Here is a 15461-nt window from a genome sequence, read left to right on the forward strand (position 1 = left end):
TCATCCCTATAAAGGTGTTAATCAACAAATTGTTCAGACTGAATTGCGAGATCAATTTCCCAATTCCTAAACTGCACCTGTTCATCATGCAGTTCAGCCACCAGTAAAGGCCATTGTCGGGCATCACCGGCTAAGCTGAGTTGCCATTGTTGCGCATTCTTCACCTTCAGTTCAATGGCAGGAAGCATCTCATCGCTACGACTGTGATTGACCAAAACCGCCAGACGAAGCAGTAAACACAGGTACAAAAGTCGAGAACCACCGACTTTGTTGACATCTATCCTGGCATCAGCGCGCAATTTACGGCGATGATGTGCGACCAAATGTGACAGATGATTCTGGTCAACTTGCGAGAAACCGGCAATGTCCGAGTGCTGTAACAAATAAGCCCCATGACGATGATAACCACTATGACTGATCGCCAGACCAATTTCATGCAGATAAGCTGCACGACGTAACAGATCACTGTCTTCGCTATTTAAAGCTAAAGGTTGTTTCACATCATCAAACAGTTTTTGCGCGGTTTTTACCACACGTTCTGCCTGTTTGGTATCGGCATTATAACGCCCCATCAAGGCATGCACAGAACGGTCACGGATATCCTCGTGCTGGAAACGCCCGAGTAGGTCATACATCACGCCTTCACGTAATGCCCCGTCAGAATAGGTCAGGTAATCAATATTCAGAACATCAAAGACGGCATACAGAATGGCAATTCCTGCTGGCAACACCGCACGGCGGTCTTCTTTAAGGCCTTCAAACTCCATGTCCGTGACATGTTTATATTTGAGCAATTTATCTTTGATTTTTTCCAGGCCTTCACGCGTCAACTCCTCGCGCTCGTTACTCCAGCCCATATTGACACAGATCTGGCGGCAGGCTTTGATGGTGCCACTCGAACCGACCACAGCATCCCAGCCTGCTGCTTTATAGGTATTGGCAATACCGGAAATTTCTTTACGTGCCGCCGTAACGGCTTTATCAAAGGCCTTTTGATTAATATCGCCATCTTCAAAATAAGCTTTGGTAAAGGCAACACAACCCATCTGCACGGATTCGGTATGAATCGGTTCAAATTCCTCACCAATAATCAGTTCAGTTGAACCGCCACCAATATCTACTACCAGACGACGGCCACTATTGGCCATGGTATGTGATACACCTAAATAGATCAGACGGGCTTCTTCTCGACCTGCAATAATTTCGATGGGTTTCGGTAAAATTTCTGCTGCCTTTTGAATAAATTCATGGCCATTTTTTGCCTGACGCAAGGCATTAGTCGCCACGATACGTAAACGATTTGGCTGAACCGAACCCAAACGCCCCACAAAGCGTGCCAGACAGGCTAGACCACGTTGCTGCGCAGCTTCAGTCAAATTCTTATTTTCGTCCAGGCCTGCTGCAAGCTGAACTTTTTCTGACATTGATGCCACTTTTTTGACTTCGCCGTGGTCCACTCGAGCAATGGCCAAATGAAAGCTGTTTGATCCCATATCGATGGCGGCAAGTAATTCTTCATCAATCAAAAAGTCAGACATTCCAGAAATAAACCTTTAACGAATTGTGCTTAGAGTAATTCACAACCATGCAATTTAAAAGCCATTTGTATCGACAATTTAATCCCTTTTAGTTTTTTCTTTCTATGTGACAATTGTGTTACACGATTATCTCTATCGTGATCATCCATTAGACAAATTGACAATATAGGTTGAAAATTTGCATATTCCCCTACATTGTTAAAGAAGGCTATGTAATACTAAGAATTATAGCCATCTTTAAAAAATTATTTTCTGGAGCACTCCATGTCTGGCAACATCGTAAATACTACTGACGCAAACTTCGAAGCAGACGTTCTTCAATCAGACGTTCCTGTATTGGTTGACTTCTGGGCTGGCTGGTGTGCGCCATGTAAAGCAATTGCTCCTGTACTGGAAGTACTTGCTGACGAATACCAAGGTAAAGTAAAAATCGTAAAAGTTGATGTGACTTCTTGCGAAGCCACTGCAGTGAACTATAGCATTCGTAATATCCCAGCTTTATTGATGTTCAAAAATGGTGAAGTGGTTGCGACTCAAGTTGGTGCAGCACCTAAATCTAAATTAACAGCGTTCATTGAAGAAAACATTTAATCAACGCTGTTTTAAAGATAAAAATACGTGATCAGATATCGCGTATTTTTTTCGCCCAGAATAAATTGACAAACGCCTGTTTCTCTCTTATATTGCTCATTCAAGAGATCAGGAATACTAAATCCTGTCAATTTCTTACAAGACACAATACATAAGATGCCGCTCGGCAATAGAAATTGTTTTTTCACATTTCTCTTTGAAACAATCAAACAAACCTCTGAATTGTTCTTGTGCAAATTCAATTGCTGTCGTTTGAATGCTTGTATGCGGCCGAATGTTACTCCCTTTCTAACCTGTACCTCAGAACTTTGATTCTATCCGACCACCTATGAATTTAACCGAACTCAAGAAAAAACCGATTGGCGAACTCATCAAGATTGCCGAGTTTATGGGCCTAGAAGGCATGGCCCGTAACCGCAAGCAAGACATTATTTTTGCCATCTTAAAGCGCCATGCGATGAATGGTGAAGAGATTTTTGGTGATGGCGTTTTGGAAATTCTGTCAGATGGTTTTGGCTTCTTACGCTCTGCGGCAGGCTCTTATCTGGCAGGTCCCGATGACATCTATGTCAGCCCTTCCCAGATCCGTCGTTTTAACCTTCGTACAGGCGATACTATTACTGGTACCATTCGCCCACCGAAAGAAGGTGAACGTTATTTTGCACTTCTAAAAGTGAACCAGATTAACTACGACACACCTGAGAACTCTCGCAACAAGATTCTGTTTGAAAACTTAACCCCATTATTCCCAACTGAGCAATTGGTCATGGAATTGGGTAATGGTACCACTGAAGATTTGACAGCTCGTGTAGTCGATCTGGTTGCCCCAATCGGTAAAGGTCAGCGTTCTATTATCGTTGCACCCCCGAAAGCCGGTAAAACCATGTTGCTGCAAAACATTGCACAGTCAATTGTTCGTAACAACCCTGAATGTTTCCTGATTGTACTGCTGATTGACGAACGTCCTGAAGAAGTAACGGAAATGGAACGTACGGTTCGTGGTGAAGTTATCGCTTCAACCTTTGATGAATCTCCGGCGCGTCACGTACAAGTGGCTGAAATGGTAATTGAAAAAGCCAAACGTCTGGTTGAACATAAAAAAGACGTAGTGATTCTGCTTGACTCAATTACCCGTCTGGCACGTGCGTACAATACTGTAATTCCTTCATCTGGTAAGGTATTGACAGGGGGTGTGGATGCACATGCACTTGAACGTCCAAAACGTTTCTTCGGTGCGGCTCGTAATATCGAAGAAGGCGGTTCACTGACCATTATTTCTACTGCATTGATTGAAACCGGCAGTAAAATGGATGAAGTGATCTACGAAGAATTCAAAGGTACAGGTAACCAGGAAATCACGCTTGATCGTCGCATTGCTGAGAAACGTGTATTCCCTGCAATGAACATCAAGAAATCGGGTACCCGTCGTGAAGAACGTCTGATGTCAGAAGATAATCTGCGTAAAGTCTGGATTCTGCGTAAGCTTTTGCATACCCAGGACGAACTGGCGGCAATGGAATTCCTGCTTGATCGCATGAAAGAAACCAAGACCAATGATGACTTCTTCGATCAGATGAAGCGCAAGGCATCTAACTAAGTCCTCAAAAATTATAGAAAGGTCATCTAAAACGATGACCTTTTTTATTTGGGTTGACATTGATTACACAAAGAAACAAAGTCTATGATGATTTGTAAACTTATTTGCAAGTTTATGATTAATAAAATAATGGTAAGAAAAATTGTATAAGTTTTAGAGGTTTAAATCGCCTTTACCCCATATAAGTCTTTCCTTTAATTGTTATTTTCTGTTAAAAAAACCATGAATTTCATGCGTTTTTTGCACTTTTTTGAACTTGCCCTGTAGCAATTAAAAATGCGCAGTGATAGCATATTTGCAGACCAGTTAGACTGCTCCTGCGTTGTTAGTACCTAACAAAATTAGGAATAATAAAAGCACATAACAGGCTAACGTCGGTTTTTTTTAATCTCAATTTTTAGAGAGTGATGCCATGTTATTCAAAAAAATCGCTATTGCTGCTGCAGTTGCTACTACTTTAGCTTTCGTTGGTTGTGCTAAAAAAACTGAAGATGCTGCTGCTGACGCTAACCAAGCTGCATCTGAAGCTGTAGAAGCTGCATCTGAAGCTGACGCTGCTGCTGTAGAAGCTACTTCTGAAGTTGCTGCTTCTGACGCTGCTGCTGTTGCTGAAGCTGACGCTGCTGCTGCAGTTGCTACTGACGCTGCTGCTGACGCTACTGCTGCTTCTGAAGCTGCTGCTCAATAATCTAACGATTATTCAGTACGAAAAAGAGAGCCATTGGCTCTCTTTTTTTATGCCTATAAAAATCGAAATTTCTACCGGCAATCTCTATCAAGAAAAAAAGCAGATCAATTGACCTGCTCAGTTCCCACACGCTGACGGAACTTCTGCCCCGCACGGAAGGTTACGACCCGGCGTGCAGAAATCGGAATTTCTTCACCAGTCTTCGGATTACGGCCTGGACGTTGACGCTTGTCACGCAACTCAAAATTACCGAAACCTGATAGTTTGACTTGCTCACCCGAGATTAGCGCCTGGCTAATCTCATCAAAGAACAATTCGACCATTTGTTTTGCTTCACGACGGTTTAAACTCGTGAGCTCACTTAAATGATCAGCCATCTCTGCTTTAGTTAGTGCTGTCATGAAGCCCTCAATGTCGCTTGATAAGTGTTTTCTAACACTTGCAGGATATTATCCATGCCTGATTTAATTTCAGCATCTTCCAGGGTGCGGGTTGGATGCTGCCAGAGAAGAGCAAATGCTAGAGAACGCTTGCCTTCTTCTACCCCTTGTCCAGTGTACACATCGAACAACCAGTTTGACTCCAGGAGCTCACCACCAGTCTTTTCGATAAGTCTCTGAATTTCGCTAACATTAATCTTATCACTAATTAAAAGCGCAATATCACGTCGAACCGACGGAAAACGTGATAATTCTGTAAAATTAGATACATAAGTTTGCAAAACGGCTTTTTGATCGAGTTCAGCGACCCAAGTGGTTGCTAAATCCAGCTCATCTTCAAGTGATGGATGTAAACGACCTAAATAACCAATCGACTGACCATTAACCATAATTTCAGCAGATTGACCAGGATGCAACCATGCACGCTCTGAACGAACATATTCAACATTCAGACGAGCTGCTGCCAGAATTTCTTCCACATCACCTTTAAAGTCAAAGAAATCCATTGGCTGTGGCTTACCATGCCATGATTCATTGATACGTGAACCAGTCGCAATCAGGGCGAAAGTTGGAATCTGTTTCAGGTCATGAATCGATGCAGCATCCTGATAATCAAAACGCAGACCCAGCTCAAAGAAACGTACGCGGTTTTGCTGACGATTGACGTTATATTGCACACATGGAATCAAACTTGATAACAGGGTTGAACGCATTACCGCTAAATCACTTGAAATCGGGTTTGCCAATGCTAATGGATTTACTGCAGGGTTGAGCTGTTTTTCCAGTTTCAAGTCAGCAAAGCTAAAACTGATCGCTTCTTGATAACCCAAAGTCACCGCAGTCTGACGAAGCTGAGCCACTTCGAACTGATCCTGGTATTTTGCAAGTTTGACATCAATCACAGGCAAACTGATTTGAATATTGTCATAACCATGAATACGTGCAACTTCTTCGATCAAGTCCTGGTAGATTGCCATATCATAACGGTGTGACGGTGGTACCACAGACCATTGACCTTCTGCTTTCACAGTCACTTCACAGCCCAAACGCATTAACGCATCGGTAATGAAGTCTGATTCAACTTTATAACCCAGAAGTTGATCTACTTGTGCCTGTTCAAGTTCAATTGCTTCACGTCTAGGCAATACTGCTGGATTTTCTGCAACTGTAATTGGACCAAACTCACCGCCTGCAAGTTCAGCAATCAGCTGAGACGCACGGTGCATTGCCATCACTGGCAATTCAAAGTCCACACCACGCTCATAACGCTGAGAAGCATCCGTATGTAAACCGAAGCTACGCGCACGACCTGCAATGTGTAAAGATGCAAAGAATGCAGACTCCAGGAAGATCTCAGTGGTTGCATCCGTTACCGATGAAGACAGACCACCCATGATGCCCGCAATCGCCAATGCTTTTTCATCATCTGCAATCACCATCACTTTTTCGTTCAGTTCAACTTCCTGTTCATTTAACAGCACCAGCTTTTCCCCGGCTGTTGCTTGACGAACGTGAACTGCACCTTGAACCTTGCCACCATCAAATGCGTGCAACGGTTGACCCAGCTCGATCAATACATAGTTGGTAATGTCGACCAAAATGCTGTGCTGACGGATACCCGAACGAGCAAGCGCACGTTCCATCCATTCAGGGGTTGGCGCTTTGGTGTTGACGTTTTTGATCAAACGACCTAAGTAACGTGGACAGCCTTCAGTCGACACCACCACTTTCTTTTCATCAGCAATGGTTGCAGCCACTTCTTGAATTTCTGGCGCAGTCACTGGCAATTGGTTAATCACACCAATTTCACGTGCAATACCACGAATGCTGAAACAGTCACCACGGTTTGGTGTGATGCTGATGTCAATCACGTTGTCATCTAAGTCTAAATATTCACGAATATTCACGCCTACAGGTGCATCGTTTGGTAATTCTAAAAGACCATCAATTTTGTCTTCTAGATCAATTTCCGATGCGCCGCAGAGCATGCCTTGGGACTCAATACCACGAAGTTTGCCCTTCTTGATTTTGAAATCGCCCGGCAAAACCGCGCCAATCGTTGCCACTGGTGCTTTCATGCCTGCACGTACGTTTGGCGCACCACACACGATTTGGAGTGGTTCACCTGAACCGATATTCACGGTAGTTACACGTAAACGGTCTGCATTCGGGTGCTGTTCAACAGTCAGAACTTCACCTACAACAACACCTGTAAATGGTTTTGCTGCTGGAGATAAGTCATCAACTTCTAGACCAAGCATGGTCAGTTGATCAGAAAGTTTCTCGCTGTCGATGGCTGGGTTAACCCATGTGCGTAGCCAATTTTCGCTAATTTTCATTGATATAAAACCTGTAATTCAAATCTCTAGAATCCCCCTCTAACTCCCCCTTTAAGAAAGGCGGAGAACCCCAACTGATTTCGTGGAGTCCCTCTCCTTTTTTAAAGGAGAGGTTAGGAGAGGATTTAATAAAAAGTTTTAAGCAAACTGGCGTAAGAAACGCACATCGTTTTGGTAGAACATACGCAAGTCATTAATGCCATAACGCAACATTGCAAAACGCTCTACCCCTAGACCAAATGCAAAGCCTTTGTATTTGTCAGGATCAATACCAGCAGAACGCAATACATTCGGATGCACCATACCGCAACCCAGAACTTCCAACCATTTGCCACGCTCATCCATAATATCCACTTCTGCACTTGGCTCTGTAAATGGGAAATAAGATGGACGGAAACGTACTTTCAGATCTTTTTCAAAGAATTCATTCAGCAAGTTGACCAGCAAACCTTTCAGTTCAGCGAAGCTGGTGTTTTCAGCAACGTATAAACCTTCAATCTGATGGAACATTGGTGAGTGGGTTTGATCCGAGTCACAACGGTATACACGACCTGGACACACAATACGGATTGGTGGTTGTTGCGTTTCCATAGTACGGATCTGCACACCAGAGGTATGCGTACGCAGCAAATGGTTTACATCAAAATAGAACGTGTCGTGCATGGCACGTGCAGGGTGATGGCCTGGAATATTTAAGGCTTCAAAGTTGTGATAGTCATCTTCAACTTCCGGGCCAGTTGCCACTGTAAAACCTGCTTTGGTAAAGAACTGGCAGATACGTTCCTGCACTTGGGTCACTGGGTGGATACTGCCCACCTGCTGGCCACGACCGGGTAATGTAATATCAATAGTTTCGCTGGCAAGCTTTTGCTCCAGCGCAGCTTTATGCAGTTCTGCCTGACGTGCTGTCAGTGCAGCTGTAATCGCTTCACGCACAGCATGGATTTTTGCACCGAATTCTTTACGTTGTTCCGGATCCATTTTACCCAGCGACTTAGATTGTTCCGCGAGCTGGCTTTTTTTCCCCGTAAATTGCACTCGTACTTGATCAAGTGCAGCAAGGTCTTGAGCTGCTGCAATCGCAGCGAGCGCTTCAGTGGTCAGGGCTTCCAGTGACATAGTAACTCTCAAAGCAACAGGTTAGAAATATTTTTAAAAAACCCCGTATTCTAACAGTTTTTAGGCACGTTGATGAAGATGGCATGTAATGAAAATTAGATTGGCAGATGCAAAAATAAAAAGTATAAAATAAACATGATATCAATTAGATCAAATCATTATGGCAATCGATCAAATTTGGAAACAGCAACTTACTTTAGTAACTTATGGAAATGAGTACCTGTCTCAGGACTTAAGTTTCAATCGCTGGCTTCAGCATTCCATCTTTAATCAGCATCAATTTGCCTTTCGTGATCTGATTTCACAGCATCTTTTAGCGCAGCATTTTCAGGTATGGCTGGAAGGTTTGAAAAAACAGGGCGTACAACGTCTGAGTCTGCACCGCTCTACCCTGCTTGAAGATGAACAGAATCCCAATGTAAATGTAGAACTGCTGCCATTTGAATATTTCATTGTCAGCCATGAAGCCCAGAAAAAAAATGCCTGGATTATTGGTAAGGAATTACCCGAATGGTATACGGCAGATAATGACTATGAAGCGCCTGCTATGCAGCGATCCTCTCTACGTCATGAAACTTTCTGGCAATATGAACTCAACAGCAAACTGGCCAAACGTGTACTTGCAGACCTGGAACAACCAAACTGGGATGATATTCAGGCCTTTATGGATCATGAATTATTTGATACCAGATTTACGCAAGGTCTTGTTCAACCTGCTCAGCTTGGACAACCTTATTATGGTGTGTCTTCTACTGCAGATACCAGCACTACTTATCGACTGGCGTTATTACCAACCGATTATGCAGCTGACTTTGCCCATGACATGCTGTACCGTCTGGATGCGCTGGAAGAACTGATTGAAGCTAAAATCCAGCATCCTTATCATGAAAATGGTGAAGTGCTAACACCAGATCAACAGCTTGATCTACGTCATTTTTCGCAAAAAATTGATGATCTGAAAGCAAAGTTTATTGTTAAAATCGCGAATCACTACAAGACTGCAAAACTGAGTCCGAAAATCAGCGCTGATCCATTTGCAGGAATGACTACCGACGAGCATGTGACCAAACCCTCTAAAGCACACAAACCTCATGATGCTGCCAAATCCAATTCAGGCAATGTGATTACCCTGATTATTATTACGGTAATTATCTGTTTGATTGGTTATTATTTTGGACTTTAATGCTGTGCCAGAAAAGCGTCAATTTCTCGGGGCGATCTTAATCTGATCCAGTGGATATGCTGATATTCAGGCGCATGCATCAACTTTAAATAATGCTGACGATTTTTCTGGTGGGTTTTAATCATCCACCAGATGATGGAATCACGACTCAACATCTGGCTGAAACTTTCTGTATTATTCGAGTTTGGCCAAAGCGGTTGTTTGCTAATTGCCCGCTGTATGGCTCTTTTTATGGAACGATATAGATTGAGATGGAACGGTAAATCAATCCAGATCACACTGTCGATCTCAGCCCATTTGACGGGAATACTGCGAGTATAATTACCATCAATCACATAGCCATCTTTGGCCTGATCGATGGCTGCTTGAATTTTATCAAAGAACTCTCGATCCACAGTTTCCTGCCAGTTATCCAGCCAGAATAAATTATCCAGCTCGATATAACTGAAGCCTAATTTTGCCGCTAAAGCACGAGCAAAAGTAGATTTTCCCGAGGCAGAGGTACCGACCACATTTATTCTACGAAAATCTCGTACTTCATCTTTCTCATTCATTAGCACTAAGTCATTTGTCATATTTTAAATAGCTTATACTTTTTCATCAGACAAAAAAAAGACCGCTAAAAGCGATCTTTTTTCTAAGTCATAAAGACTTATGCAGCCAATGCATCTTTAGCTTTAGAAGCTAGAGCTGCAAACGCAACTGCGTCATGCATAGCAATGTCAGCAAGTACGCGACGGTCGATAATCACTTGAGCTTTTTTCAAGCCAGCGATCATACGGCTGTACGACAAACCATTTTGACGAGCACCAGCGTTGATACGCGCAATCCATAGAGCACGGAATTGACGTTTCTTCTGACGACGGTCACGGTAAGCATATTGACCAGCTTTGATTACCGCCTGGAACGCTACGCGGTAAACGCGTGAACGAGCACCATAGTAACCTTTAGCGCGAGCAAGAATTTTTTTGTGACGGCGATGAGCCTGTACACCACGTTTTACACGAGCCATTTATAATCTCCTTAGATGTACGGGCACATACGACGAACTGAAGCAACGTCACTTACGTGAACCATTACACAGCCGCGCAATTGACGAATACGCTTAGCAGATTTTTTGGTCAAAATGTGGCGTTTGAACGCTTGTTTACGCTTAAAACCGTTAGCAGTCGCTTTGAAGCGTTTAGCTGCACCACGGCGAGTTTTCATCTTAGGCATAACAACCTCTTTTGAACACCTGTTCGGCACGTCTGCACCATTGCAAAGACGCCCTGCAGGTAAGGGAGCCGATATTCTAAAGCATCTTTGTTTAAAACAAAAGCAGTATTAAAAGTAAAAAGATAGATGACAGGCACTTAATCCTTTTTCCCATAAATATTGCGCGATGAAATATCAAGCTGACTAATCCAAGCTTTTTATAATCCACGAATCTTTCTCACAAAAAACTTCTGACTCCTGCAGCAATACATGTATAGCTTGGCTTCATTATGATTTTTTAATTATCACCTTCAATATTTATAAGGCAGAAAAATAAATTATTTTGAATGAGATACTTGCCAGTATTGCCAATTCAGGAAATACTGCGCTTCAAAATTGAACATCCTCTTTGCTTGATTCAAGACCGAAACTTATGAAACGTATTCTGTGTATGACCCTGTTGTTGAGCTTCCCTTTTGCAGCAAGCTATAGCGCATCAACAAAAAAAGCACCGCAATTGCCCACACAGACCATTGATGTGCAGCCAACACATTTGACGACACGCATTGAGTGGAGCAAGTTTCCCAAACCAAAATATAGCAATGAAGATTTAAAAGGTCAGGACCGTTCTGCGGTGGTACGTATCTATGCCAACGAGCAGGGGCATATCAAACAGGCTGTCATTCAGGACAGTACCGGTTACCAGCAGCTGGATCAGCTACTACTTAATGCCGTGAAATCTGCTGAAGTTAGACCACATATTGATAATAAAACAGCACTACCGATCATTGGCTATCAGGTGTTTAACCTGAAACTGATTGACCAGGATCAGGAATTTTGCGAATACAGTTTCAACTCTAAAAATTGGCAAGCACAACAGGAGCAGCAAAAAACTAAATTCCAGTATCTAAACCAACCTGAGCTAAACGTTGATACAGATTTACTGAATGAAAACGACCGAACAGTAGAGTTTCAGATCAAAGCCAATCGCAAAGGCGAGATTAAAAAGGTCAAGATCAGAAAAGGCTCAGGCATTTATCAACTCGATCAGCAAGTAGCAAATGCATTGAAAGATACCCAGATCATTACTAAACGCCGCGCAAGTACCCTATGGTTGTATAAACCATCCAGCTTTAAGGATGAAATTCAGTTTAAACTGAATGAATGCAAATAAACCAAAAGAGGCTTCAAACCTCTTTTTTAAATCATGCTATAAGCCATGTAAATAAACAGATAACGTCCGATTTTCGCAATACTCACGATCAGTAAGAATCGAGCAAAGTTTTCCTTAAGCAATCCTGCAATTAAGGTAATTGGATCACCAATCATGGGCACCCAACTCAGCAACAAGGACCAATAACCGTATTTCTGGTAGCTCCTTTGTGCTTTTTGCATCTGCTGTTCAGACACTGGAAACCACTTCCGGTCTTTATACTGCTCAATTCTTAGACCTAAATACCAATTCACGCAAGAGCCGAGAATATTCCCAATACTGGCAACGGCGATCAAAGTAAATGCTGAATAGCTACTATTGACCAGTAATCCTAACAATACCGCTTCTGACTGCAAAGGCAATAAAGTTGCCGCGCCAAAGGCAGACAGAAACAGAATCAGTAATACCATCTAAGTGATCCGACTATTTAGCGTGTCAGTCTTAACTGTCTTTTAGCTTTCAGATATTCCATATTTGACCAGAAAAGAGCGAGTATGATTGCAAAGATACGAGACCATTTATATTTGGTTGCCAAGGGCAAAATTGCCTCAGCCAATATATTCTGATCCTTGGTATTCAGCTCATTAATAACCAGCTGAATATGCACAATCTCAGCCACAAACAAAGCTAAACAGGCAGCCAGACCAAAGATAATGCTCCAGTAAATTCGAGAATTAGTTTCCACAATTCGAGTGAAGTTCAGGAAAAATGCTTTCATGCTGATATCCAATAAAAAACCACCTGAATCGGTGGTTTTAATAACTTTTGTACATCTTAACATAACAATCGCAGATTAACTGACCTGAATCGCTAATGCTTTTTGCACCGCAGGACGTGCCTGCATACGCTCAATATAACGGCTTACTTCCGGATAATCCGCTAAATCAATACCTTGCCATTCATAACGAAGTAACCAGGGGAAAATCGCCATATCGGCAATTGAATATTCGCCAGCGACATAGTCCTGACCGACCAGCTGTTTGTCCAGTACACCGTACAAGCGCTTGGTCTCATTCACATAGCGCTCTGTTGCATAAGGAATCCGCTCTGGAGCAAAACGGCTAAAGTGATGGTTCTGTCCCAGCATCGGGCCTAGCCCACCCATTTGCCACATCAACCATTGTTCCACCTGAATCCGCTTAATCTCATCGGTCGGATAAAACAGTCCGGTTTTACGTCCCAAATACTGCAAGATGGCACCCGATTCAAAGATCGAAATCGACCGATGATCTGGTCCATCCTGATCGACAATAGCTGGAATTTTATTGTTCGGTGAGATTGCCAGAAAGTCTGGCTGAAACTGGTCATTTTCCAGAATATTGACTGGAAGGATCTGATAAGATAGCCCCATTTCTTCTAATGCGATTGTAATCTTATGACCGTTGGGTGTACCCCAGTAATATAAATCAATCATTCGTGCCTATACTCCATACACCTTTATTATGGTGTTCCAACAAAATAATGGATCTGGTCAAAAACAACAAGCAATGCTTAATAAAATAATTTTTAATTTAATTTCAATAAATTAATTAATTTTTAAAAAAATTTCACTTAAATTTCTTGAAAATTTTCGGTCTGAACACATATTTATTTCTGCATAAGGATGGTCTATCCATCTTTTGCCCTGTCGATGATCATCATGACAGCGGTGTTTTCTTATTTTTAAAACTTTGCTGACCTCAGGAGGTTCTAATAATGAGTAATATCAATCTTCATCCATTATTCCGCCGCAGCATTGGCTTTGATCGCCTCAATGATTTCATTGATTATGCCATGCAAAGCGATGCGCCAAATTATCCACCATACAATATCGAAAAACATGGTGAAAACCGTTACCGAATTGTCGTAGCCACCGCCGGTTTTAACCAGGAAGAATTGAGTATTTCTCTTGAAAATCGCTTGCTGACAATTTCTGGAAAACCTGAAGCTGTTCAGATTGAAGGTACTGAGTATCTACATAAAGGTATAGCCCGTCGTGCCTTCAAACTATCACTGCGTTTAGACGAACACATTGAAGTACAGCAGGCAGATTATGCTAACGGTCTACTCGTGATTGACCTGCAGCGTGTAATTCCGGAAGAAAAATTGCCAAGACAAATTCCGATTGGCAAAAAGTTATTGCTGGAAAATCCGGAAGAAGTCACTGAAAAAACCGTCAATGCGGAATAAGCATATATAAAATGTTCTAAAAAGGCCCTTCGGGGCCTTTTTTGTTTTTAAGCCAATCTGGATTGTGAAGTTAATAACAGAATTTTTAACTGCTGAACGCTATGAATCAGGTAATGTGGCTGATGGGCCACCAATACAGATTCACTATTAAAACCCCAAGTTACCGCAGCGACAGCAATTCTATTCCGATGAGCTGATTCTATATCAATGATCTGGTCACCAATATAGATGACCTGTTCTGGATGCAATTTGGATTGCTGCACAATTTTTCTAATCTGTTTGGCTTTGCTTTGACATCCTCACCCACCTAAAGGAGGGTGATTCCTACTGCTAGACGCTCATGCCCGAGCGCAAGAATGTTTAGAGCTGAGTTTTTATCTCTATCGTGAGCTGTACCGCAACTCACGCACTCCCATTCTCTTATTCCAAGACCCGTCCTACCTTTCGGACTACTTGAGGTGATCTCACCACAGCACGAACAGATTTGGGTGGTATAGGCTTCATTGACTTCCTCAAACAATGCCCCTGCGTTCTCGCATTTATACTTGAGCAATGTTTTTAGTGCCGAAAACCCTGTATCTAAAACAGACTTTGCCATTTTAGTTTTGACTAGTTTCCTGGCACTTAAGTCACCCACAACAATTAGTGCATTGTTTTTTACAAGCATGGTGCTTGCTTTGTGCAAATGATCTTTACGACAATTTGCAATCTTAGCGTGTAATGCACGAACACGCTTTTTATTCCTTGATCGTTGAGCAATCCCTAATTTCTGCTCGTACTTCCGATAGAATTTAGGGTTTGTGATCACTGTGCCATCAGAGCAGGTGGCAATATCTTTTAAACCTAAATCAATGCCTATGGCTTTGGTTGCTATTGGTTTTTCTTGTTTAGATGATTCAACCACGAGGCACACATACCAGCGCCCACGACTATCTTCAACAAATGAGCCAGTTTTAACCTTGTATTTGCCTATACCATAACTGTCCCATAAGTTGAATTTAGTTTTCCCGTACTCAACCCAGCCATCGGCATACTTGAATCCTGATTTTTTAAATGGTATCCAACCCAAAGATCGTCTTGCTGATTTTTTGTTGCTTACACGCCATTTCAGCTTTGCTTTTTTAAATTGCTTTCTTCGGGTAATAAGTTCTTCTGTAATGGCTTGAACAGTTTGACTATGCAGGTTGCATTCCTTAGAAGTACCTTTGGTGTATTCTGCAATATCGTATGCCGATAGAAATTCACCCTTACGCTTGAGATGTTTAAATCCTAAATCATTCACATAATTCCAAACAAAATTCACCTCAGATGCCAATTGGTCTAGCACCTTGCAATGTTTGTTTCTTATACGTAATTTAAGTGTTTTCATCATTAGAATATATTTAGT

18 protein-coding genes are annotated in these 15461 nt (G+C 42.3%); 6 read left to right on the plus strand and 12 right to left on the minus strand.

Going from position 1 to position 15461, the window contains the following annotated elements:
• Positions 1-17: 17 nt before the first annotated feature.
• Entirely contained in the window at positions 18-1538 is a 1521-nt protein-coding gene (gene ppx / locus F955_RS00335; RefSeq protein ID WP_004889882.1) for an exopolyphosphatase, read from the minus strand.
• 264 nt (positions 1539-1802) lie between these two features.
• Between ppx and trxA the strand changes: the two genes are divergently transcribed.
• The 3 genes from trxA (at position 1803) to F955_RS00350 (ending at position 4414) form a co-directional block, all read left to right on the plus strand.
• A complete protein-coding gene (gene trxA / locus F955_RS00340) occupies positions 1803-2129 on the plus strand; it encodes a thioredoxin (protein WP_004812997.1) in 327 nt (108 codons plus the stop codon).
• Between the two features lie 328 nt (positions 2130-2457).
• Entirely contained in the window at positions 2458-3726 is a 1269-nt protein-coding gene (rho, locus tag F955_RS00345; RefSeq protein WP_004812998.1) for a transcription termination factor Rho, read from the plus strand.
• 412 nt (positions 3727-4138) lie between these two features.
• Positions 4139-4414 (plus strand): hypothetical protein, encoded by a 276-nt coding sequence (locus F955_RS00350; protein ID WP_004889883.1) that lies wholly within the window; start codon positions 4139-4141, stop codon positions 4412-4414.
• Between the two features lie 104 nt (positions 4415-4518).
• Here the strand turns inward: F955_RS00350 and F955_RS00355 are convergent, their stop codons facing one another.
• The 3 genes from F955_RS00355 to pheS form a co-directional block, all read right to left on the minus strand.
• Entirely contained in the window at positions 4519-4815 is a 297-nt protein-coding gene (locus tag F955_RS00355; protein WP_004813003.1) for an integration host factor subunit alpha, read from the minus strand.
• Complete coding sequence (gene pheT / locus F955_RS00360; RefSeq protein WP_004889885.1) at positions 4812-7193, minus strand: phenylalanine--tRNA ligase subunit beta; 2382 nt, start codon at positions 7191-7193, stop codon at positions 4812-4814. The genes F955_RS00355 and pheT overlap by 4 nt, the downstream gene beginning before the upstream one ends.
• 138 nt (positions 7194-7331) lie before the next feature.
• Positions 7332-8312 carry a phenylalanine--tRNA ligase subunit alpha gene (gene pheS / locus F955_RS00365; RefSeq protein WP_004813006.1) on the minus strand — a complete coding sequence of 327 codons (981 nt, stop codon included), beginning with the start codon at positions 8310-8312 and terminating at the stop codon, positions 7332-7334.
• Positions 8313-8472: 160 nt separating this feature from the next.
• Here pheS and F955_RS00370 point away from each other — a divergent pair, with 160 nt between their 5' ends.
• Positions 8473-9495: a hypothetical protein gene (locus F955_RS00370; RefSeq protein ID WP_004889886.1), complete on the plus strand. Its 1023-nt coding sequence runs from the start codon at positions 8473-8475 to the stop codon at positions 9493-9495.
• On the opposite strand, the gene F955_RS00375 is transcribed toward F955_RS00370, so the two are convergent.
• From F955_RS00375 to rpmI, 3 genes are all read right to left on the minus strand, one after another.
• Complete coding sequence (locus F955_RS00375) at positions 9492-10070, minus strand: AAA family ATPase (RefSeq protein ID WP_004889890.1); 579 nt, start codon at positions 10068-10070, stop codon at positions 9492-9494. The genes F955_RS00370 and F955_RS00375 overlap by 4 nt on opposite strands.
• Positions 10071-10147: 77 nt before the next feature.
• Positions 10148-10507: a 50S ribosomal protein L20 gene (gene rplT / locus F955_RS00380; RefSeq protein WP_004647525.1), complete on the minus strand. Its 360-nt coding sequence runs from the start codon at positions 10505-10507 to the stop codon at positions 10148-10150.
• A gap of 11 nt (positions 10508-10518) precedes the next feature.
• The gene (gene rpmI, locus F955_RS00385; protein WP_004278281.1) at positions 10519-10713 is read right to left on the minus strand and encodes a 50S ribosomal protein L35; all 195 of its coding nucleotides are present in this window, start codon (positions 10711-10713) and stop codon (positions 10519-10521) included.
• Between the two features lie 412 nt (positions 10714-11125).
• Here rpmI and F955_RS00390 point away from each other — a divergent pair, with 412 nt between their 5' ends.
• On the plus strand, positions 11126-11866 hold the full coding sequence (locus F955_RS00390) for a TonB family protein (protein WP_004889893.1): 741 nt from the start codon (positions 11126-11128) through the stop codon (positions 11864-11866).
• 26 nt (positions 11867-11892) lie between these two features.
• Here the strand turns inward: F955_RS00390 and F955_RS00395 are convergent, their stop codons facing one another.
• The 3 genes from F955_RS00395 to F955_RS00405 all read right to left on the minus strand — a co-directional run bounded on the left by F955_RS00395 (position 11893) and on the right by F955_RS00405 (position 13319).
• Complete coding sequence (locus tag F955_RS00395; protein ID WP_004889899.1) at positions 11893-12315, minus strand: YqaA family protein; 423 nt, start codon at positions 12313-12315, stop codon at positions 11893-11895.
• 17 nt (positions 12316-12332) lie between these two features.
• Positions 12333-12623 carry a hypothetical protein gene (locus F955_RS00400; protein WP_004889900.1) on the minus strand — a complete coding sequence of 97 codons (291 nt, stop codon included), beginning with the start codon at positions 12621-12623 and terminating at the stop codon, positions 12333-12335.
• Positions 12624-12698: 75 nt separating this feature from the next.
• Positions 12699-13319, minus strand: a complete 621-nt coding sequence (locus F955_RS00405) for a glutathione S-transferase family protein (RefSeq protein ID WP_004889903.1) — start codon at positions 13317-13319, stop codon at positions 12699-12701.
• Positions 13320-13600: 281 nt separating this feature from the next.
• On the opposite strand from F955_RS00405, the gene F955_RS00410 reads away from it, so the two are divergent.
• Positions 13601-14074 carry an Hsp20 family protein gene (locus tag F955_RS00410; RefSeq protein WP_004889904.1) on the plus strand — a complete coding sequence of 158 codons (474 nt, stop codon included), beginning with the start codon at positions 13601-13603 and terminating at the stop codon, positions 14072-14074.
• A gap of 47 nt (positions 14075-14121) precedes the next feature.
• Here the strand turns inward: F955_RS00410 and F955_RS00415 are convergent, their stop codons facing one another.
• Complete coding sequence (locus F955_RS00415; protein WP_081400747.1) at positions 14122-14349, minus strand: HAD family hydrolase; 228 nt, start codon at positions 14347-14349, stop codon at positions 14122-14124.
• Positions 14350-14381: 32 nt separating this feature from the next.
• Positions 14382-15443 (minus strand): RNA-guided endonuclease InsQ/TnpB family protein, encoded by a 1062-nt coding sequence (locus F955_RS00420; RefSeq protein ID WP_034429534.1) that lies wholly within the window; start codon positions 15441-15443, stop codon positions 14382-14384.
• Positions 15444-15461 lie beyond the last annotated feature (18 nt).

Origin of the sequence: Acinetobacter schindleri CIP 107287, assembly GCF_000368625.1 — a bacterium.
In the GTDB taxonomy this organism is placed as follows: domain Bacteria; phylum Pseudomonadota; class Gammaproteobacteria; order Pseudomonadales; family Moraxellaceae; genus Acinetobacter; species Acinetobacter schindleri.